The 20,743-nt window shown below is 36.1% G+C and carries 17 protein-coding genes; 7 read left to right on the plus strand and 10 right to left on the minus strand.

What is annotated here, in order from left to right; all coding sequences use genetic code 11:
• Window positions 1-7 precede the first annotated feature (7 nt).
• From hutU to ACQUQZ_RS20005, 3 genes are all read left to right on the plus strand, one after another.
• Entirely contained in the window at window positions 8-1,699 is a 1,692-nt protein-coding gene (hutU, locus tag ACQUQZ_RS19995) for a urocanate hydratase (protein WP_435356856.1), read from the plus strand.
• 112 nt (window positions 1,700-1,811) lie between these two features.
• Window positions 1,812-3,041 (plus strand): imidazolonepropionase, encoded by a 1,230-nt coding sequence (gene hutI / locus ACQUQZ_RS20000; RefSeq protein ID WP_435356857.1) that lies wholly within the window; start codon window positions 1,812-1,814, stop codon window positions 3,039-3,041.
• A gap of 3 nt (window positions 3,042-3,044) precedes the next feature.
• Window positions 3,045-4,013 carry a formimidoylglutamase gene (locus ACQUQZ_RS20005; RefSeq protein ID WP_435356858.1) on the plus strand — a complete coding sequence of 323 codons (969 nt, stop codon included), beginning with the start codon at window positions 3,045-3,047 and terminating at the stop codon, window positions 4,011-4,013.
• Here the strand turns inward: ACQUQZ_RS20005 and ACQUQZ_RS20010 are convergent.
• From ACQUQZ_RS20010 to ACQUQZ_RS20025, 4 genes are all read right to left on the minus strand, one after another.
• Window positions 4,010-5,017, minus strand: coding sequence for a bifunctional heptose 7-phosphate kinase/heptose 1-phosphate adenyltransferase (locus ACQUQZ_RS20010; RefSeq protein ID WP_435356859.1), 1,008 nt, complete (start codon window positions 5,015-5,017; stop codon window positions 4,010-4,012). The genes ACQUQZ_RS20005 and ACQUQZ_RS20010 overlap by 4 nt on opposite strands.
• An 87-nt stretch (window positions 5,018-5,104) precedes the next feature.
• The gene (locus ACQUQZ_RS20015) at window positions 5,105-5,995 is read right to left on the minus strand and encodes a hydroxypyruvate isomerase family protein (protein ID WP_435356860.1); all 891 of its coding nucleotides are present in this window, start codon (window positions 5,993-5,995) and stop codon (window positions 5,105-5,107) included.
• 121 nt (window positions 5,996-6,116) lie between these two features.
• Window positions 6,117-6,794: a hypothetical protein gene (locus ACQUQZ_RS20020; protein WP_435356861.1), complete on the minus strand. Its 678-nt coding sequence runs from the start codon at window positions 6,792-6,794 to the stop codon at window positions 6,117-6,119.
• A gap of 141 nt (window positions 6,795-6,935) precedes the next feature.
• Window positions 6,936-8,204, minus strand: coding sequence for an AGE family epimerase/isomerase (locus ACQUQZ_RS20025; protein WP_435356862.1), 1,269 nt, complete (start codon window positions 8,202-8,204; stop codon window positions 6,936-6,938).
• Window positions 8,205-8,376: 172 nt separating this feature from the next.
• Here ACQUQZ_RS20025 and ACQUQZ_RS20030 point away from each other — a divergent pair, with 172 nt between their 5' ends.
• Together ACQUQZ_RS20030 and ACQUQZ_RS20035 are read left to right on the plus strand one after the other, a co-directional pair.
• The gene (locus tag ACQUQZ_RS20030) at window positions 8,377-8,535 is read left to right on the plus strand and encodes a hypothetical protein (RefSeq protein ID WP_435356863.1); all 159 of its coding nucleotides are present in this window, start codon (window positions 8,377-8,379) and stop codon (window positions 8,533-8,535) included.
• Window positions 8,536-8,943: a type II toxin-antitoxin system VapC family toxin gene (locus tag ACQUQZ_RS20035; protein WP_435356864.1), complete on the plus strand. Its 408-nt coding sequence runs from the start codon at window positions 8,536-8,538 to the stop codon at window positions 8,941-8,943.
• Window positions 8,944-9,036: 93 nt separating this feature from the next.
• Here the strand turns inward: ACQUQZ_RS20035 and ACQUQZ_RS20040 are convergent, their stop codons facing one another.
• The 6 genes from ACQUQZ_RS20040 to ACQUQZ_RS20065 all read right to left on the minus strand — a co-directional run bounded on the left by ACQUQZ_RS20040 (window position 9,037) and on the right by ACQUQZ_RS20065 (window position 16,682).
• Window positions 9,037-10,059, minus strand: a complete 1,023-nt coding sequence (locus tag ACQUQZ_RS20040; RefSeq protein ID WP_435356865.1) for a hypothetical protein — start codon at window positions 10,057-10,059, stop codon at window positions 9,037-9,039.
• Window positions 10,060-10,330: 271 nt separating this feature from the next.
• The gene (locus tag ACQUQZ_RS20045) at window positions 10,331-11,134 is read right to left on the minus strand and encodes a 2-oxo acid dehydrogenase subunit E2 (RefSeq protein ID WP_435356866.1); all 804 of its coding nucleotides are present in this window, start codon (window positions 11,132-11,134) and stop codon (window positions 10,331-10,333) included.
• A gap of 17 nt (window positions 11,135-11,151) precedes the next feature.
• A complete protein-coding gene (locus ACQUQZ_RS20050) occupies window positions 11,152-13,305 on the minus strand; it encodes a TIM-barrel domain-containing protein (protein WP_435356867.1) in 2,154 nt (717 codons plus the stop codon).
• Window positions 13,306-13,329: 24 nt separating this feature from the next.
• Complete coding sequence (locus ACQUQZ_RS20055; RefSeq protein ID WP_435356868.1) at window positions 13,330-14,496, minus strand: alpha/beta hydrolase family protein; 1,167 nt, start codon at window positions 14,494-14,496, stop codon at window positions 13,330-13,332.
• A gap of 28 nt (window positions 14,497-14,524) precedes the next feature.
• Window positions 14,525-14,869: a cupin domain-containing protein gene (locus ACQUQZ_RS20060; RefSeq protein WP_435356869.1), complete on the minus strand. Its 345-nt coding sequence runs from the start codon at window positions 14,867-14,869 to the stop codon at window positions 14,525-14,527.
• Between the two features lie 151 nt (window positions 14,870-15,020).
• Window positions 15,021-16,682, minus strand: a complete 1,662-nt coding sequence (locus ACQUQZ_RS20065; RefSeq protein ID WP_435356870.1) for an FAD-dependent oxidoreductase — start codon at window positions 16,680-16,682, stop codon at window positions 15,021-15,023.
• Between the two features lie 199 nt (window positions 16,683-16,881).
• On the opposite strand from ACQUQZ_RS20065, the gene ACQUQZ_RS20070 reads away from it, so the two are divergent.
• Entirely contained in the window at window positions 16,882-20,022 is a 3,141-nt protein-coding gene (locus ACQUQZ_RS20070) for a S41 family peptidase (RefSeq protein ID WP_435356871.1), read from the plus strand.
• Between the two features lie 223 nt (window positions 20,023-20,245).
• A complete protein-coding gene (locus tag ACQUQZ_RS20075) occupies window positions 20,246-20,743 on the plus strand; it encodes an REP-associated tyrosine transposase (RefSeq protein ID WP_435356872.1) in 498 nt (165 codons plus the stop codon).

The raw sequence follows: 20,743 nt of genomic DNA on the forward strand, positions 1-20,743 counted from the left end.
AATAATTATGAAACCCATAGCAAACACCTACGATTTTGTAAAATATAAAACCCCAACTGGAAGTAAACTCACTTGCAAAGGTTGGGTACAAGAAGCAGCATTGAGAATGTTATTGAACAACCTCGACCCTGATGTTGCCGAACGTCCAGAAGACCTCATTGTTTATGGCGGTAGAGGAAAAGCGGCCCGTAATATTGAAGCTTTAGATTTGATTATCAAGGCTTTACAAAATTTAGAAGACGATGAAACTTTATTGATTCAGTCAGGGAAACCTGTAGGGATTCTGCCTACCCATAAAGATGCTCCAAGAGTATTGATTTCCAACTCTCAGCTTGTACCCAAATGGGCTAATTGGGAACATTTCAATGAATTAGAGCAAAAAGGTTTGATGATGTATGGTCAAATGACTGCTGGTTCATGGATTTATATTGGCTCGCAAGGCATTGTTCAAGGTACTTATGAAACTTTTTCGGCAATCGCCAAAAAGCATTTTGAACGGGCGGCGAACCGCAACACCTTAAAGAATACCCTTTCAATCACCGCAGGTTTGGGTGGCATGGGTGGTGCTCAACCCTTAGCAGTTACGATGAACGATGGTGTATGTTTAGTAGCTGAAGTAGAAGAATGGCGAATTCAAAAACGTATCGAAACTCGCTATTTAGATATCTATTTTACCGATATTGATGAGGCAATCGACCGAGCCATTGAGGCAAAAATCAACGGTGAAGCTTTGTCTGTTGGTGTAAAATGTAATATTATTCACTTGCTACAAAGATGTATTGAGAGAAATATTATACCCGATATTTTAACAGACCAAACTTCTGCCCACGACCCAATTATTGGCTATTTTCCTCATGAAATTTCTTTGGAACAAGCCAATGTTTTACGCCAGACAAATCCTGCACAATACCTCGAAATGGCGAATCATTCGATGCGATTACACGTAGAATTAATGTTAGAATTGCAGCAAAAAGGGGCCATTACCTTTGATTATGGCAACAATTTACGAGGAAGAGCTTATGAACAAGGTCTAAAAAATGCTTTTGATTTTCCAGGATTTGTACCTGCTTACATTCGTCCGTTGTTTTGTGAAGGCAAAGGACCTTTCCGTTGGGCAGCCCTTTCAGGAGACCCTGAAGATATTAAAGTAACCGATGAATTAATACTTTCTTTATTTCCTGAAAACGAATCTTTGAAACGTTGGATGAGGATGGCACAAGAACGCATTGCTTTTCAAGGACTTCCTGCAAGAATCTGTTGGTTGGGACAAGGAGAAAGAGAAAAAGCAGGTTTGGCATTCAATGAATTAGTCAAAACAGGCAAAGTAAAAGCACCTTTGGTAATTGGCAGAGACCATCTCGACACAGGTTCGGTTGCATCGCCTAACCGAGAAACAGAAGCTATGCTTGACGGTTCAGATGCGATAGCTGACTGGCCAGTTTTGAATGCTTTAATCAACACTGCGGGCGGAGCAAGTTGGGTTTCGCTGCATCACGGTGGTGGTGTGGGTATGGGTTATTCGATTCATGCAGGAATGGTCATCGTAGCTGACGGCACTGAAGATGCAGCCAAAAGGTTGAAACGAGTACTCCACAATGACCCTGCGATGGGTGTCATTCGTCACGCCGACGCAGGTTATGATATTGCCAAAGATATGGCTCGCAAGCATCGTTTAGATTTGAAAGAAAGACTTTCGTAGAAAATTGTGGCACATCTTTGAGATGTGCCACAATTCACTCCAAACCAAACCTGCATGGTCTAAAAATGACGGGGTCGCCCAGACCTTTCAGGTTTTTCGCAGCGTATAAAAAATGTTAATAATCAATATCAAACAATTAGTTGGAATAAGAAGAAACCCTCAATTGCTGAGAGGTAAAGAAATGGCTATTTTACCGTTTCTTGAAAACGCTTTTTTAAGAATTGAAGGTGAAAAGATAATAGATTATGGTTTGATGAAAGACTTAGATTTGAGTAATGAAACCAACGATATTTATGATGCTAAAAATGCTTTTGTAATACCTGCTTGGTGCGATTCGCACACTCATATTGTGTATGCAGGAAGTAGAGAAAATGAGTTTATTCAAAAAATAAAAGGTGTAAGCTATGAAGAAATTGCAAAAAATGGAGGAGGTATTTTAAACTCTGCCAAGAAACTCAATGAAACTTCAGAAGAAGAGCTTTTTGAACAAGCATGGAATCGCATAGAAGCTATAAAAAAATTAGGTACTGGAGCAATCGAAATCAAAAGTGGATATGGACTAAGTGTGGCAGGGGAATTAAAAATGCTTCGAGTGATTAAAAAACTCAAAAAAGAGTCAGATTTGCTTATAAAAGCTACATTTTTAGCAGCACACACCTATCCTACTCTATTTAAAAACAATCATCAAGGTTATATCAGACAAATAATTGATGAAATGTTACCTATCATTGCTGAAGAAAAGTTGGCAGATTATATTGATGTTTTTTGTGAAGAAGGCTTCTTTTCCATAGCCGAAACTGAGCAAATTTTAGAAGCAGGCAAGCATTATGGTCTAAAACCAAAAATTCATGCCAATCAGCTACATCTTTCAGGTGGGGTGCAAGTGGGAGTAAAACACCAAGCCATTTCGGTTGACCATTTAGAAACCATGGGAAATGAAGAAATCGAGTATTTAAAAAACTCAAATACAATCGGAACACTTTTACCATCGGCAGCATTTTTCCTGAGAATGGCTTATCCCCCTGCTCGGCAAATGCTTGATGCAAATGTAGCGATTGCCTTGGCAAGCGATTACAATCCTGGCTCTTCGCCAAGTGGAAATGTGCCATTTTTGATAGCTTTGAGTTGTATCCAAATGAAAATGACTCCCGAAGAAGCCATCAATGCAACTACTTTAAATGGAGCCTACGCCATGGAAGTAGCTAATGAAGTGGGAAGTATTACGAAAGGCAAATTAGCTAATTTGATTTTTACCAAAAATATGCCTTCACTAGCTTATCTCCCCTATTCTTTTGGTGAAAACTTAATTGATCAAGTCATGATTCGAGGAAAATTTCAGTAAAATATGCCAAATCTAAAAATATATCAGCAGGGAGATTTAAGCCAAATCACCAAAACTCGTACGGGAGAAACAAAACTGGGTGAAAAAATCAGTCTTGATTGGCGAGCAGAGAAAGTACAATTTGTACTTTTGGGCATTGCCGAAGATATTGGTGTGCGAGTCAATCAAGGTATTGGTGGTACACATACAGTTTGGGGAAGTTTCTTGTCAGCACTGCTAAATATTCAAAGTACAAATCTATTGACAGGCTCTGAAATCGGCATTTATGGTAGCATTTCTTTTGGTGAATTGAATGAAAATATTAGCTCCGCAAGCGTTGAAATCATAGATAATGAGGTCGTTAAAATAATTAATGAAATAGCAAATTTAGGCAAGATACCGATTGTTATTGGCGGTGGACATAATAATGCTTATCCCATTATTAAAGGCATGAGTCAATCAAAAAAACGAGCGATTAATGCGATTAATTTAGACGCTCATAGTGATTTTAGAGCAAAAGAGGGACGACACAGCGGCAACGGTTTTAGATATGCTTATGAAGAAGGTTTTCTACAAAAATATGCTATTGTAGGTTTACACGAAAACTATAATTCTCAAAATATCCTTGATGAGATTGAAAAAAATCCAACTATTCAATTTTCGTTTTGGGAAGATATTTTTTTAAGAGAAAACCTGACTTTCAAAGAAGCTATTCAACAAGCAATTGCATTTACGAAAGATGCTCCAACAGGCATAGAATTAGATTTAGATTGCATCGAAAATGTCCTTTCCAGTGCCATGACACCTTGTGGAATCTCTACAACGCATGCACGTAAATACATGCACCAAACTGCTATATCAACAAACGCTGCTTATCTACATATATGCGAAGGAGCAAGTAGATTAGCCACAGGCCAAGAAAGTTTCTCTACGGGTAAACTCATCGCCTATTTAGTAAGTGATTTTATGAAAGGGCATTTATCACAAAATTAATTTACAGCAATCTGCTCTAAAATCTCTTGTAAATTGGCAGTACCTGTTTGTCGTAATTTCTGAACTGTTACGGCTGCAGCTAAATTAGCTATTTCAAGCGATTCAAGTATCGTTGCTCCTGCTCCCCTACTTGCTGAAAATGCTGCTACAACCGTATCTCCTGCACCTACGGTGTCGAGTTCGCCTTTAAGTGGTAATGCCTTTACACTTTGACTTTCATTGGCATCTAAACATAAAATCCCATACTCACCTCTTGTAATGACAAGCGAACCGCCTAACTGGTCTAAAAGTTTTTTTCCATACTCAATGCAAGTTTTTTCATCAGCTTCATCTATTTCCGAAATACTTACCAATCGAGCTAATTCTTCTGTATTAACCTTTAAAACTACATTTTTAATATGCAGACCATAAGCACGTAAATCTGCTACATAAAGGCAATCTGGGAATTGTGTAATAATGGCATTGAGCTGCTGGATACGCTGTGGCGTAAGCAATGGATTGGGGAATTGTTGATTAATAATCAGCACATCCAATTGCCGCAATGATGCTTGCAGTTCTGCAAGAATTTCTGTAAAAATATCTTCTGAAAGTTGATTATTCGTACCAAAATCTAAACGATTTTCTTCGCCATTCTGCGACATGGGCTTGGTATAAGTACAAGTATCCCAGCCATTTGAGATAGTTTTGAGATGCTGAGAATTAACACCTAAAGTTTGGAATAAATGTCGCATTTCACGACCAAAAATATCATTCCCAACACATCCAAAAACCTGAACATTTTGAACGCCTAAAGCTGTCAAATTTTGAACAACGTTTCCTGCTGCACCTAAAGAAGTATAAGGTTGAATTCCCCAAAAAACTTCCTTATTTGTTTCTACCGAAAACTCTTGGGTTTGTTGATTGATTCCATAATAAAAATCGACAGCAAAATCACCTATCACACCGATGCGGAGTTTACTTGTTTGCTGAAAAATTTGTTCAATTTCTTGGGTTTGAATAGGCATTTGTTAAGGGTTGGATTCTGTCAAACAATAAACTGGTACACACTCGAAAAGCATGTACCAGCATAAGATTTATTATTATTTATCTTTTTAAGCTATATCACAAATCGTTACTCCCTGTTTGAGCGAAGCAAGTGCATCGGGGCGTTTTGGCACAAATTCTTGTCCAATATAGCCTTTATAACCTGTTTCAACAATAGCTTTGATGATAGCTGGGTAGTTTAATTCTTGTGTATCATCAATTTCGGCACGTCCTGGTACGCCACCTGTGTGATAATGAGAAAAATACTTATTATATTTTTTTATCGTTGCAATTACATCACCTTCCATGATTTGCATGTGATAAATATCATAAAGCAATTTGAATCTATCAGACCCAACTTTATCACACAAAGCCACACCCCATTTTGTCAAATCGCACATATAATCTTTATGATTTACTTTGCTATTGAGTAGCTCCATGGTTACTGTAATGCCATATTTTTCGGCCGAAGGCATGAGTCTTTTGAGTCCGATAGCACAGTTTTCAAGACCTTGTTCGTCAGACATTCCCTTTCGATTTCCTGAAAAACAAATGACATTATTTAAACCTGCTTCTTTTAATTTTGGAAAAATTGCTTCATAACTTGCAACGAGTTCATCATGAAGTTTGAGTTCGTTGAATCCATCATTGATACCTTTGCCAGCACCCCATGCCATCGCACATGTTAAACCATATTTTTTCAATATTGGCCATTCGTCAGGACCTTGCAACTCAATTGATTTAAGTCCCATTGCTACTGCGGCTTGGCAAAGTTCTTCCAACGGGATTTTGCCATAACACCAACGACAAACCGAATGATTGATTTTGCCATTTAACTCAGCTCCAAGCACTTTTTCATTGGCTGCAAAGGCTTCGCTGAAAGTCATTGGAGCAGAAATAACAGCCGCACTGCCTAAAATATTTTTTAGTACCGAACGACGTGAAGAGTTTGTATTCATTGTTTATGTAATTTTTGGTTGAATAATTCAGTATTTGAACAAAAAATAGTTGTTATTATTACGGTTAGAAAATTAGTAAATTAGTTTGGTTTTATCTTCATGGATTGAGTAAGAATTACATTCATAATCTATTAAGAGATCTTGATGTTTTAAGAACGCCTTCTACAAACAGAATTTTGGAAATATAAACAAGTCCCATAATCCAAAGATAGTCATAGATAAGAGGCTTTAGAAAAACGATACTTACTGATAAAATATTGGATAAAATATTAGCCATAATGCTCCATGAAATATTCATATTAATTCCCTTCTTAAATAATCCATAAATACAAGTAAGACCCAATTGTAACATTACAATCATTGATAAAACTTGAGTAATTGTGGCAAACTTAGGGAAAATTATATAAATAAAACCCAGTGCAACTATTAATGACACACCGATTCGCCATAAATCATAGTCATTATTTGTGCCTAAATAGCTATTAAGTTTTGATAGAATAAAAAGATTTATTTGACCTTCAATAATGAAAATAATTGTTATAAAATTGATGAGAACTGCATTTTGATTGAATAAATAGCTTACATTGATACCAAAGCATGATACACCCAAATATAGTAATAAAAGTTTATCTAAAATCTCTAATTTAGGAGCTTTTGCTTGATAATAATAATAAGCGAGTAAAGGCATTTCCAATGCTTTAAAAATATAGACTAACCAATAATGTTTGCTTATATGACCATAAATATCAAGAGCCACCATTATAAAATAAAGCAAGAAAAGCACTTTTTTTAAATTCATGACTAATAGAATTACATATTTTTAACTCAAGAGATCTAATTTGAACCAATATGTAAGATTGAATGCTTGTAATATACAAGTTCAATCAATTCTATTGCTTTTTAAAAAATTTAATTTATTGTTTAGACGCCAAAAATATGCTTATTTTCCCAATAATTTATCTAATCGTACGACTGATTGAACCATTGATCGCACATCGTGGTAGTTGATTTTCCATGAATGACTCATGTGTCTCCAAATTGGTTCGCCTTGGCGAGTCATCAATGGCCACCATTCACCCAATTTGTGGTTGATCATTTTATCAAAAACAAAGCGATGCACATTTACATAGGCATTCCAATATTTTTCATCTTTCAGATAACGGTAAGCATCTAACATACCAATCAACATTTCGGCTTGTTGCCAAAATTCTTTTTCTCGGTCATACACTTCACCTGCGTGAGAGCCTTCTACAAAAACACCACCAAATTCCCAATCAATACCATTGTCAACTGAATGGCTAAATGATTTTTGGATTTGTTCGTGGTGCAAATCATAAGGCAATTTCAAAATATCGAGTGCGTGCATCAATAACCATGCAAACTCGGCATTGTGTCCATAGCTGGTATTATCTTCGGCAGATGCTTTTTGTCCATCTTCACTGAATCTATCCCAGCCCCAAACAATATCAAATTTTATCTGTGGAGCAACTGTCCAATCTGCCCAAAACTGTGGAATTCCTGTGCCATATTTTGGGTGCATGATTTTCTTGGTCAATAATTCTATTGATTCCAATAATTTACGGCGATGTACTTGTTGACCTGTACATTCATAAAGTGTTGTAAATGCTTCCATCAAGTGCATGTGAGCATCGAGCGTTTTGCGGTCGCCACCTGCAGCACCTGGCCCTTTTAATTCCCAGTTTCGATGAAACATTTCCCAATAGCCACCATAAAATGTATCAACGGCATGTTTTTGTAACAAATCGAATACTTTTTCGGCATATTCACGACCTCGTGGGTCGCCAGTAGCGAGGGTGTATTCGCTCAAACTATAAATAGCAAAACTATGTCCATACACGATTTTTTCATCAATCACTACTTCGCCTTTGCGATTCATCATCCAATAAAAACCGCCATGTTCTTCGTCCCACATTTTATTGAGGAGGAAATCAACACCGTGGCGAGCCATTTCTGCCAATTTTCCACCGCCATAGCCTGCACGATGGGCAGAAGAATAAGTAAAAACCGACCGAGATTGAGCAATCAATGATTTTTCATCTTCGCCCGAATCATTTCCAAATTCGTCAAAATGTGTGAGAAAACCACCGTATTGTGTATCAACAGTGCGGGAAATCCAAAAAGGTAATAAACCATTGTTTAAATAAGAAACGATTTCTTCTCGAAGTGCTTGAGCCTTGGCAATGTCCATGATAAGTTTGTTAGATTTTAGGTTGAATACGTAAATCTAAGAAGCTCTTGGAAGATATGAAAGGGGTGGGGAAAATAATAGTAAAAAAGGTATTAAAACTATTTCTTAATCATCTGATTATGGAACAATTATCAATAAAATTTGTTTTCTTTGCAAATAAAATAATGAAAAGATGGAATTATTATTCAAACAAATGAATGAGTTACCTAAGCAAAAGGTATCAGTCAAAAATAAGAAAAATAAAGTTGATGGTTTGCCAAAAAGGAATTTTGGATTTGCAAAACATTATGTTACAATTACAGATGAACTTTTTGAAGAAGATTTGAAATAAATGAATTTACTTTTAGATACTCATATTTTTCTTTGGGCTGTAACAGAAGAAGAAAAAATTGGTAGAAAAACAAAAAAAATTCTTGAAAATCCAAACAACAACTTGTTTATAAGTGCTGTTTCCATTTGGGAAACTGCTTATTTGTTTGAAACAAAACCAAAAGCACTCAAAATCAAAAAGCCATTAGCAGACTTTTGGGATGAAGCTCTTATTGAATTAAGAGTTCAAGTGCTTAATATTACTACACAACATTGTCAAAGATTTTATGAAATTCAGCCTGTTGAAAACCATAGTGATATTTTTGATAGGATGATTATTGCTCAATCTGCAAGTACAGGAATATCCGTTGTTTCTGCCGACCAAAAATTCCCTCTCTACAAAATGATAAAGGTGATTGCTAACGATTAAATTTTTGTTTCACTTTAATACCTTTTTATAGATGCCTTTGCAACAACGGCTAGCACTATAACGGAATTAAAATTAAACCTAACTGGAATACAATTATTTTTCCTCAGGTTTGAATAGTTCTTCAAAACGAAGAATTTCTATTTTTCTAACTGGAAAAGCTAAATTTATATTTTTATTATAAGCTATTGTTGTATCTTTATCTAATCCAATAAAAATATATTGATCATTGAAATAAAGAAGGTTATATTGTATGTTTTGAGTTTTATATCGATTATGTAACTTAATAAAATTTGTATTGTTGGGTAAATTTGAATTTTGAGTCTCTTTATATCCATCATAAATTGAATTAAAGAAAATTGTTGAATTATAAATAAAAGCCCCAAACCCCAGAATCAAAAACAAAAGAATCATTATTGCACAACCTTCTTTATATTTCAAATTTTCAAATCCATTTTCTTCTAAGTTAGTTTTTTTTCTTTTTTTTCTTTTAAAAAATATCCTATAAAAAAACGATATTGAATAGCCAAATGTAGCTAATGCATATACATTTTTTAATTCTTCTGGGGATGAATAAAATTGTTTTAGTAAAACCATTATTATTAAAACTTCACTAATTAATTCAAATAAAATTAATGCAAGTTTCTCATCATCAAGCTCCGAAAGCTTCACGTTAGGTACAATGAGATTTCTTAAATAATTAGATACGAATGAGTATAAAAATCCTAAAAAGAAGGGAAAAGTTTTGCTTATAATAATCGAAAAAAAGAATAAACTATCAGAAAGTAGTTGCGAGTAAGAAAAGAAGCGTATATACGATTTTCCAATTGAGTTAAGAGAGTTTATTTGTAGTGATGCACCTATGGTAAGAAATATAAACGGGACAAAAATAGATATTGAAGCCAATGTTTTATGGATAAAATCAGGAATAGATAATACATCTTTGGCTTTATTGGCAAGTTTTTTTATTGAGTTCTGATCAATAGGTGTTGTAGGGTTTGGTTGTAATTCTTCTTTTATTGCTTCATCTTTAGATTTTGGAACTCCCTTTTTTAGTTTGAGTTGAGTAGTTTCTTTAGTTTGAATAGGCGGAATATTAGGTTGATTTTCAGCATTCATTGTTTTAGATTTAAACAACCAAATTTAACTGTTATTTAGTTGAAATGTAGGTATTCCCGTAATAAAAAAGATATGTACAAATTTCCCGTCTATTTATCAGAATTCGATATTGAAACATATTAATTTATCTATTAGATATTTGAGTCAAAAATTATTTGACAATATTTTTTCGGTACCATTCCACTTGAAATTATTTTTTTAAATTCATTATCTATTGTAAACTATTTTTTATTTGAAAGCAAGATAATCAAAAATCTTTAAAATATTCAAACTAAACCCTCTCCAACAACTCAGGATTATTAACAATCTTCTTCAAATATCTAAACAATTTTCCGCCATGTGAGGCATCAATAACTCGGTGGTCGAGGGCGGCACCGAGCGTTAGAATGGTTCGAGGAACGATTTCATTATTGACCACCCACGGTTTTTTGTTAATTCCTCCCAAAATCAGTACGAAGGAAATATTTGCCGAAGGCATCAACGCTGGATAGCCAATATCCAAACCAATACTACCGATATTAGACAAAATAAACGAACCAAAATTATTGGCAGAAAGCCCCAAAGGTGGAATCGAAATGCCCATATTTGTTGTGAGATATTTAATCAATTGATATACCCAACCACGTAAAGGCCACGGAATACGAGCCAGTTTTTCTTTCATTTGCATCGTTGCATTTTCATCACCTTGATATGATTTCTTGATTTCTTCTTTCAATTTGATAGCCGATTCTTGCAAGGTCAATTGATCGACATTGTGCATTTTTACTGAACCCATTTCGCCATTTTGTAGCAATACACTTACGGTCGCATCAATCTGTTCATAAGAGTAAATATTGCCACGTTTCACATAAGTATTGAGTTCAGGCACATGCTCTTTGATTGCCCGAGCGGTTGCCAATAGAAAAAAGTGTGTAAGCGTAATTTTTACGCCCGCTTTTCTCTTTTCGTTGATGTATTTTTCTAAGTCTGTAATATCAATTTCGACCGAACCAAAAATTTTAGAATCGACAGGTTTTTTATAAATCGTAGAGGCAGTTTTTCGCCAAGCTGTATTCAGTGGGTTGTTAGTTTTCATTCGCTCGTTTTTAGCTGCTATTTCGTCATGAATTTCCAAGAAACATTGCCAATTGTATTAGGTTTATTGATTTCTGGAGCAGAAATTGTGCCTTTCAATTGTCCATCATTTTGTCTTTCAACCTTGATTTCTCGCCAAGAATAAAGACCGTGTTCGTAATCGAAAGTTTCTCCGTCGTCATCGTATAAGTGAGAAACACTATTTTTTTGTCCATAATGACGAATTTCCAAATCAACTTTTTGCTTGGCTTTTGGAGCATGAAGCATCGGCTGCATCATCGGAATAATTCCACCGTCTTTTACAAAAACTGGAATCTTTCCTAAGTTGGAATTAATGGTTATCACCTCACCATCTCCTGCGTAATCACCTGTATAAAAATCATACCATTTACCTTTAGGCAAAATCACCTTGCGGGTGGTTTGTCCTGCAAAAAAAGGAGCAACCAATAAATATTCTCCTGCCATGTATTCATCTTTTATTTCCTTTGCAATTGCTACTTCGTAAGGGTTTTCTTCTAAACTTGTGTTTACTTTTTCTTTTTTGTTTTCTTGAAAAAATCCATCTTCTAAATTAATTGCTCGAAACGGTGGCGTACCTTCAAAGTGATATTTGGCAAATTCGGTGTACCAATAAGGCATCATTTGCATTCGGAGTTGAGCCAATTCTTTTACATCATTTGCCACGTCGGGAAACGACCACGGTTTTGTGCTACTTGCCCAAGCATTTATCATTGCCATCGGCGAAAAACACACCGTTTGCATACGTCTGAGCCATTCTTCACTTGTCTTGGAAGCTCTCACTTCGGGTGTCCAAAGTACACCCGAAAATCCACTATTGATTAAGCCAGTAATGAAATCTTGGTGACTATAATTATCGTTATAAATGACATAAGGAAACGAAACACCGCCGCCGTTGGACGCTCGCACCAAACCATAGGTACGGCTATTCTTTTTATGAAAAACCTCAGTGCTGTATTTCTGAACGAGTAAGCCATACGTTTGTCGCATTTGCTCGGCACTATGCCCCGAAGGAAAAGTAGTTACATCAGGATACAAATAAGAATCGTAGCCGTCAACCTCATCAATTTTATAACCACTTACACCAATATTTATATGGTCTTTTTCAAATTGCGAGAAAAGTATTTTGCGAGCCTGTGGCATACTCAAATCAGGAATCGCACCTACCCAAACAGTGTGAGAAGCAGTAAAAGGGGCAATTTTTGAATAAATTGAAGCTTGTGGAGAAACATAGGGGTTTGTCCAGAGGTTAATTCTAACACCCATATTACTCATTTCTTGCACAAATTTGGCAGGGTCAGGAAAGCGAGTTTTGTCCCACTCAAATGTACAAGGATAAGATTTACTTTGCCAACCTGGCTCAAGTCCAATAAAATCAAGTGGGTATTCTTTGGCTTCAAATTCTTGGGCTTCCTTCTTCACATCTTCATCGGTATAAAGTCGGTTTACTCGTTGTGTAAAACCAAGCCCCCAACGAGGAGGCAAACAACCACCACCATTAAAAAGATTGAAACGCCGAACAGCGTCAAGAGGCTTTGGCCCTGCAAACACATAAAATTCAACGCCCTGTGCAGGAACTAAGATTTCGACTGCATCAGAATAAGGTTGTGCCGACCAATTTTTATCAGTATTTCTGTCTTGCAATTCAGGTGGATTTTTACTATCCTTTCTCACCGCCGAACCAACATATACATCTAAATAACGAGCCGAATTAATAAAAACCCCATAGCCATTGGACGAAACATAGAATGGCACTGGTGCGTGCGTGCGACCATTGTCAGTATTGCCATAATGGTCGACATGAAGACGTAAAATTCGTCCTCGCTGATGAACAGTTTGGAAGTTTAAGCCAAAGCCATAAATCTGTTCTTTTCGTTCCAAAGGGAAGTGTAAATAGGTTTTCCCATCTTGAAATCTAACAAAAATATCATTTTTAGGCAATGGAAAAACTGCTTTGTCCATTTTAGTAAGAGCCGCCAAATTGGGTTTTACATCGGCAGCTTTAAGCAAATCATAGCTTTCGGGCTTTCCGACTGAAACTTTCCATACGCCATTGGCTACTGCTGTCCATTTAAGCACTTGGGCGTGCGTATTGAAAACCAGAAAACTGGCGATAGCAAAAACGCCAGTTTTCAAGCAATTATTTTTTTTCATTTGAATTTCAAGAAAAGAATTGATTTATTTTTTCGCTAAAAGTGCCATTACTGCCTCATTTCCTTGCACGGCATTGGCTGGACGAGGGTATTTTTCGTCAAAAACTTGAAGTTCTGTCTGAGAAAGTATTTTGTTGGCACTTTCATCTATTTTGCCATCAACCATTACTTTTTGGAGGTCTAATTTTAAATGTTTCGCCAAAAATGGATAAGCAGCCAAACGTTTTGAAATGCCATAATCATGCTTTTCATTGGCGAGATGCACATTTTCTACATTACTTTCTGCTCCATAAAAAGAATAAACATTTTTGATGTAAGGATATTCCATGTTTGGTGTATTTACTGTCCAATCGCCTCCATCGGAGATTAATATCATTGGTTTGGGAGCAAAAGTTGCAGCAATTTCAACATTGGTCGTTTGGTGAGTAGGACGTTTATGAATGGGCATCCCACTTTCACAAACACACCCTCCAAAAAAGTATCCCGAAACCATCACCACAGGCACCGATACCTTGATGCGGTCATCGAGAGCAGATAGAATAAAAGTTTGGGTACCTCCACCAGATTCTCCAGTCATACCAATACGATTTTTGTCAATATTGGGCAAGTCAAGCAAGAAATCAAGTGCTGCTTTGCCATTGATAATTTGGAGTTTTAAAGCTTTTTCAATCTTATGGTCGCTTTGTTTGGAATCACCCATACCAATCATATCATAAGCAAAAACTGTTGCTCCCATGCGAGCAAGAGTCGCACAACGTTGTTGGGTATAGGCTGCGAATCGAGGGTCAGTTCCATGTCCATGTGGACAAAGAATCCCTGCCGTTTTGCCTTTGGTTTCAAGTGGTCGATAGAGGTTTCCTGTAACATAAATGCCTTCTATGCTCTGAAAAGATACATTTTCTACCGAATAGCCATTCAAGTCTTTTTTGCTATGAATAACAATATTTGTAGGCTTTTTGAAGGTAAAATCACTCAATTCAGCACCATCCAAGATTCCTTGACGAATTTCTTTGGCATGTTTTTCCCAACTTTTTTTGTCAGAATATCGCTTCGCAAAATCAGCGTGAAGGTTTTTTGCATCTTCTTCAGTAAAAAATTTACCTTGACAAAGATCTGGTTTTTCGGGGTTATATTGAGCGAATCCCATTTGTCCAACGAGTAGAAGGACAGGAATCAAATAAGAAATTTTCATAGTTATAAGGTTGAATTTTTGAATATTGTTAAGCTTTTACAAAGTCTTCACGCATTGGATTAAAAACATCAATCAGCACGCCATCTTCGAGACAGACTGCCCCATGAAGTACATCAGACGGCACGAAATAAACATCACCTTCTTTTAAAATTTTGCTTTCGCCACCAATTGTAACTTCAAATGCTCCGCTTGCTACATAGCTGATTTGTAAGTGTGGATGTTTGTGTACAGCTCCCACGCCTCCTTGTTCAAAAGCTACTTTTACCAACATCAAATCGTTGTTATATGACATGATTTTACGTTTGATTTTTGGGTCAACTTTCTCCCAAGGTAGTTCATCGTCTGTTACTAATGTTTTGTTGAATTGTATCATAAATGTCTCTTCTTTGTCTTAAAATTGCTTCCAAATATAATGTTTCTTCTAATACTTTTACGACTATTTTTTTCATGGAAATATCAGAAGAACCATAATTGTCCTATAAAAGATTTTACTTAGTTATGTAAGAACTTCGGAGAAGTTACTATTATAACTCCAAGCGTTGTTTATCTTTCAGTAAAAAGGTTTGTAGTTTTTCATAAGGTAATTTTTGTGGAGAAACGTTGTTTTCGATAGCTAAAACTGCCGCCGTCGCTGCCGATTGCCCTAAAATCATGAAAACTGGTTCCATTCGAATCGAGCCATAAGCAATATGCGAACTTGAAATACAAACAGGCACTAAAAGGTTGTTGCATTCACTCTCTTTAGGCAAAATTGAGCCATAAGCAATCGAATAAGGCTTATCAGGATGTACACCAATATCGCCTTCATTTTGCACAAAACCATCGGGTTTTACATAACGTTGAGCATTGTGAGCATCTAAAGCATACGAACCCATTCCCACAGGATTTGGCACTTTTGTTTTGCCCAAAGCATCTGCTTCTTTCATCACAAACTCACCAATCATTCGGCGTGCTTCTCGAATATATAATTGATGTGGCCAATTGCCATTGTCTTTAAATTCATCTTTGGGCAAACCCCATTGTTGCATTTTTTCATGCACATCGGCAGGTACACGAGGGTCATTTTGCAAGAAATACATCAAGCCTTTTTGGTATAATTCATGTTCTTTGATGATTTGTTGGCGACGAGCATAAGTTGCTTCGGGGTAATCATAATTTTTGCCAATATAATCAGTGCTGAATGGCCCATGATTATTGGTATCGGTTTTTCTATTAGGGATTGGGTCAAATTTATCAAACGTTTCTCTCCAACCTGCTGCAAAAACCCTTGCATACAATTCATAACGAGCTGGGTCATAGCCTTGTGGTTTGGCAAACGGAATGCGGTTATCAGGATGATTGCTCAAACACATTCTGAAACAATAAGCTTGAATTTTATTATCACCTGAGCCATATTCTCCTGCTGGTTTATCTGAAACTTCTGGCAAAAGTCCACTTTTTGGGTCATTGGCAATTTTGTAAGGACTAATCTTAGTTTTAAAATGATGTCCATGTTGAAAAACTTCAGTCTGTACACCATTCCATTTTTCACCATAAACACTATTGGCTTCACGTCCAACGTGGTATTTCACACCAGCCAAAGCCATAAGGTCGCCTTCATAAGTAGCATCAATAAACATTTTTCCTTGATAAACATTGCCACTCAAAGTGCGAAAAGAACGAATACTTCCGGATTCTTTCACCATTCCTTTTGCCGAACGGTCGAGCCATTCATTGCGATAAATGGTCAGGTTATTTTCTTTGGCAAAATCCTCAAAAACTTGTTCGGCAGCATGAGGCTCAAAAATCCACATTGTACGATTTGTACCATCCAGAGCAGGTGTTCCTTGTCCTTTATTGCCATATTCGTCTTTTTTCTGCCATTGCCAAGATTCTGTTTTCTGATAATGTTGATATAATCTTTGGTAAAATTCACGTGAAAGACCGCCAATGACTTCCTTGTTTCCTGTGTCAGTAAAACCCAATCCGCCAGACGATAAGCCACCTAAATGTTTATCAGGCGAAACAATAATGACGGTTTTACCCATTTTTTTAACTTGTACTGCTGCAATGACGGCCGCAGAAGTGCCACCGTAAATAATCACATCAGCTTGGCGGATGGATGCAAGATTTATTTTTTTTGAAGTATAACTGGGCAATAAAATGCTTATCGCTATGAGCCATGTAAGGAGTTTTTGTTTTTTCATTGGTAATGGTTGAATAGAGTTTTTTTACACTTAAAGTGATTTAATCAGGTGATTTGATTTTCTTAGTTTGAAATAGGTAGGAAATAATCTTTAAAGATAAATATTTAGCTTTAAATTATTGGTAAAATGTTGATTCTGTTTTTTGGAAAAAACTTTTTTCTTAACTTTCAAAAACTAATCATCAAACATCAAAATTTATATGAAAAAAGCTCTTTTACTTTCCAGTTTCTTTTTCTTACTTTTCTCTAAAATAAATGCTCAATCCAGCGAGGTTTATTTTGCTTCTTATCCAAGTATTAGTCCCGATGCTAAAACAGTCGTTTTTTGTTATGAAGGAGATATTTGGAAAGCGGATTTATCTACAAAAATGGCGACTCGCCTCACTGCCATGACGGGCAACGAAACTCGGCCACGCATTTCACCCGACGGCAAATGGGTAGCTTTTTCGGGCGTACAGTATGGCAATAATGATGTTTACGTGATGCCTTTGGAAGGCGGAAATATCCGTCAATTAACTTATCACGATGCTGCCGATTTGGTAGAATCATGGTCATGGGATTCAAAGAGCATTTACCTCACTTCAAGTGCGTATAATGGCGGAACAACTTATACAATTGGCTTGAATGGTGGTACACCGAAGCGAGTTTTTAAGCATTTTTTCAACCGCATTCATAATGTAGTAGAGCATCCAAGCTCAGGTGAATTATTCTTTAATGATACTTGGGAAAGCGATAATCAAGCTTATCGTAAAGGTTATAAAGGAGAATTCAACCCAGATATTCAATCGTATAATCTTCAAACAAAAGCTTATAAACGTTACACTGATTATATTGGAAAAGATTTTTGGGCAACTATTACACGTTCGGGGAAAGTGTTTTTTGTTTCTGATGAAGCCAATGGAGAATATAATCTTTATACTTTTGACGGCACTAAAAAAGCAGCTTTAACGAATTTCAAAGAGTCAATCAAACGCCCGCAAGTGAGTGCCAATGGCGAAAAAGTGATTTTTGAAAAAGATTATCAATTGTTTTTATATGATGTATCGAGCAAAAAAACACAGCCTTTGCAGCTCACAATGAATCGTAATTTTACTTTGCCCAAAGCACAGGACTTCAACGTAAGAGGCAGTATTGTTGATTTTGATGTAGCTCCCGATGGCAAAAAAATGGCGTTTAGTTCACGTGGACAACTTTTTGTATCGGATTTAGAAGGAAAATATATAAAACAACTCAACACTCGTGTAGATGGTAGAGTTTTGGAAGTCAAATGGCTATCAGATAGTAAAACTTTGGTTTTCAATCAAACGGTAAATGGCTACCAAAATTGGTTTTCGATTGCTGCCGATGGAAAAGGTGCAGAAAAACAATTGACCAATGATTTACAGAATAACCGAGATTTGACACTCAATAAAGACCGCACAATGGGTGTTTATTTAAGCGGTAGAAGTGAAGTAAAAACGATTGATTTAAAGACTTTTACCACAAAAACTATCGCCAAAGAAGAAATATGGGCTTTCCAAAATTCAACACCTTATTTTTCACCCAATGATGAATATGTAATGTTTACGGCTCATCGCAACTTTGAAAGTGATATTTTCTTACATCATTTGGCAAAAAATGAAACTATCAATTTGACAAATACGGGTATTACCGAAGAAACACCTTATTGGTCGCCTGATGGAAAATATATCTACTTTGCCTCTAATCGCACTAAACCAAGTTATCCTTTTGGACTTGAAAAAGAAAGAATTTATCGTTTGCCACTAAGCAAAATCGATGCACCATTCAAGTCTGATAAGTTTAATGATTTATTTAAACCTGCTGAGAAAAAAGCAGAAACAAAAACTGATTCAAGCAAATCTAAGAAAATCGAACCGATTGTGATTGATACGGATGGTTTAATAGAACGTTTGGAGGCTATCAGTCCAAATAATGGAGCGGCTGATTCTCCTATCGTTATTCAAAAAGATACTAAAACTTTTGTTATTTATCCATCCGACCACATAGAAAGCAAGAATAATCTTTATAAAACAACCATCGAGCCTTTTACGCCTAATAAAACCGAAAAAATAGAGGGTGCAGATGCCTCAAGTGCTAATATTGTGCAAGCCGATGGCAAATATTATGTGTTGGTCAATGGCACAATTTGCAAACTGAATTTGGATGGCAATAAGGCTGATAAAATAGATATAAGCTTTGTATTTCGTAAAAATTTAGTAGATGAATTTAAGCAAATGTTTTACGAAACTTGGGCAAATGTGGAGGAAAATTTTTATAATGAAACCTTCAACAATGTCAATTGGGCATCTATTAAAAAGAAATATGAGACATTTCTGCCTTATATCAATACCCGTGCTGATTTTCGTACCATGCAAAATGATATGTTGGGAGAACTGAATGCTTCGCATACTGGATTTTCGAGCAGTGGTTCGGAAGAAAGCATATTTTTCAAAACCTCCACTTTGACAACTGGTATTATATTCGAAGAAGAAGACCCTTATAAAGTGAAATATATTGTCAAGAAATCAGCTGCCGATAAAACAGGGAAAGGCATTCTATCTGGTGATATTTTGACAAAAGTGAATGGAGAAAGCATAGATAAGAATCAAAACCGTGATTTTTATTTCCAAAAACCGTCAATGGATGATGAAATTGAACTGACTTTTGCAAGAAAAGATAGCACTTTTTCATTAAAATTACATCCACAAAGTTCGGGAGCTTTAGTAGATAATTTGTACGACGAATGGATTCAATGGAACCAAAACTATGTTGACCAAAAAGGCAAAAAACGCATTGCTTATGCCCACATGCGAAACATGGGAACAGGAGAAATGGAGAAGTTTTTGATAGATATGACTTCTGAAGCCTATAATCGTGAAGGTTTAATTTTTGATTTACGTTACAATACTGGTGGAAATGTGCACGATCTGGTGCTTAACTTTTTAGCACAAAAACCCTATCTAAAATGGAAATACCGTGAAGGACAGTTTACTATTCAACCTAACTTTAGTCCTGCTGCCAAACCTTTGGTTTTACTCATCAATGAGCAATCATTAAGTGATGCTGAAATGACGGCGGCTGGTTTTAAACAATTACAATTAGGTAAAATTATTGGTACAGAAACTTATCGCTGGATAATTTTCACCTCTGGGAAAGGCTTGGTTGATGGGTCATTTTATCGTTTGCCTTCGTGGGGATGTTATACATTAGATGGTAAAAATATCGAAAGAGAAGGTGTAAAACCTGATATTTATATCAAACAAACTTTCAAAGACCGCCTCGAAGACAAAGACCCACAATTAGATAAAGCGATTGAGGAGATTTTGAAGGAATTGAAGTAACACAATTCTCCGAATTGTGAACAGAGAAAAAGTACAATATAAAGTACAATTCGGAGAATTGTGCTACTAAATCCGTATGAGAACATCATTCCACAAACGCAATTTACCTCATATTCAGCCACTTGGAGGAACATTTTTTGTAACTTATAATTTAGCAGAAAGCATTCCGAGAGAAGTGTTAGACCAATGAAAGGCTGAATATGAAGAAGAAAAAATGAAGATTATGCAGTTTTCTAAAGACATAGAGAATGATTTAGAACGACTTGGTAAATTGGATTTTGCGAAAAGAGATAAGTTTTTGGATACTTATGATGGCAGCAATCATTTTCTAAAATCTGATACTTTGGCTAAGATAGTAGCCGATACGCTGCTTTATTGGGATAAAAAGCCACTTGAATTGTACTGCTATTGTATCATGTCGAATCATGTGCATACTGTTTTTCGGCTTTATAATGAAGAAGAAATTGCAGGAAAACCAGTGTATCTGGAACAGATAATGCACTCAATTAAGCTTTATTCAGCATCGAAATGTAATCAGTTATTGGGTTTAGAAGGTGCCTTTTGGCAACATGAAAGCTACGACAGATTAGTAAGAAATGATGAGGAACTTCGTCGTATCATGACTTATGTTTTGCAAAACCCTGTAAAAGCAGGGCTTTGCAAACAAATGTCGGACTGGAAATGGTCTTATATAAAGCCTGAATATAATGATATTATGTAA

The sequence above is a fragment of the Emticicia sp. SJ17W-69 genome (assembly GCF_051209875.1).
GTDB lineage: Bacteria > Bacteroidota > Bacteroidia > Cytophagales > Spirosomataceae > Emticicia.

What these genes read in the sequence shown, in the direction of transcription:
- ACQUQZ_RS20075 (WP_435356872.1), top strand. Translation starts at nt 20,246, where the DNA reads ATGCAGTTTTCTAAAGACATAGAGAATGATTTAGAACGACTTGGTAAA.
- ACQUQZ_RS20020 (WP_435356861.1), bottom strand. Translation starts at nt 6,794, where the DNA reads ATGAATTTAAAAAAAGTGCTTTTCTTGCTTTATTTTATAATGGTGGCT.
- ACQUQZ_RS20040 (WP_435356865.1), bottom strand. Translation starts at nt 10,059, where the DNA reads ATGAATGCTGAAAATCAACCTAATATTCCGCCTATTCAAACTAAAGAA.
- ACQUQZ_RS20035 (WP_435356864.1), top strand. Translation starts at nt 8,536, where the DNA reads ATGAATTTACTTTTAGATACTCATATTTTTCTTTGGGCTGTAACAGAA.
- ACQUQZ_RS20060 (WP_435356869.1), bottom strand. Translation starts at nt 14,869, where the DNA reads ATGATACAATTCAACAAAACATTAGTAACAGACGATGAACTACCTTGG.
- hutU (WP_435356856.1), top strand. Translation starts at nt 8, where the DNA reads ATGAAACCCATAGCAAACACCTACGATTTTGTAAAATATAAAACCCCA.
- ACQUQZ_RS20015 (WP_435356860.1), bottom strand. Translation starts at nt 5,995, where the DNA reads ATGAATACAAACTCTTCACGTCGTTCGGTACTAAAAAATATTTTAGGC.
- ACQUQZ_RS20030 (WP_435356863.1), top strand. Translation starts at nt 8,377, where the DNA reads ATGGAATTATTATTCAAACAAATGAATGAGTTACCTAAGCAAAAGGTA.
- ACQUQZ_RS20050 (WP_435356867.1), bottom strand. Translation starts at nt 13,305, where the DNA reads ATGAAAAAAAATAATTGCTTGAAAACTGGCGTTTTTGCTATCGCCAGT.
- ACQUQZ_RS20070 (WP_435356871.1), top strand. Translation starts at nt 16,882, where the DNA reads ATGAAAAAAGCTCTTTTACTTTCCAGTTTCTTTTTCTTACTTTTCTCT.
- hutI (WP_435356857.1), top strand. Translation starts at nt 1,812, where the DNA reads ATGTTAATAATCAATATCAAACAATTAGTTGGAATAAGAAGAAACCCT.
- ACQUQZ_RS20055 (WP_435356868.1), bottom strand. Translation starts at nt 14,496, where the DNA reads ATGAAAATTTCTTATTTGATTCCTGTCCTTCTACTCGTTGGACAAATG.
- ACQUQZ_RS20045 (WP_435356866.1), bottom strand. Translation starts at nt 11,134, where the DNA reads ATGAAAACTAACAACCCACTGAATACAGCTTGGCGAAAAACTGCCTCT.
- ACQUQZ_RS20065 (WP_435356870.1), bottom strand. Translation starts at nt 16,682, where the DNA reads ATGAAAAAACAAAAACTCCTTACATGGCTCATAGCGATAAGCATTTTA.
- ACQUQZ_RS20025 (WP_435356862.1), bottom strand. Translation starts at nt 8,204, where the DNA reads ATGGACATTGCCAAGGCTCAAGCACTTCGAGAAGAAATCGTTTCTTAT.
- ACQUQZ_RS20010 (WP_435356859.1), bottom strand. Translation starts at nt 5,017, where the DNA reads ATGCCTATTCAAACCCAAGAAATTGAACAAATTTTTCAGCAAACAAGT.
- ACQUQZ_RS20005 (WP_435356858.1), top strand. Translation starts at nt 3,045, where the DNA reads ATGCCAAATCTAAAAATATATCAGCAGGGAGATTTAAGCCAAATCACC.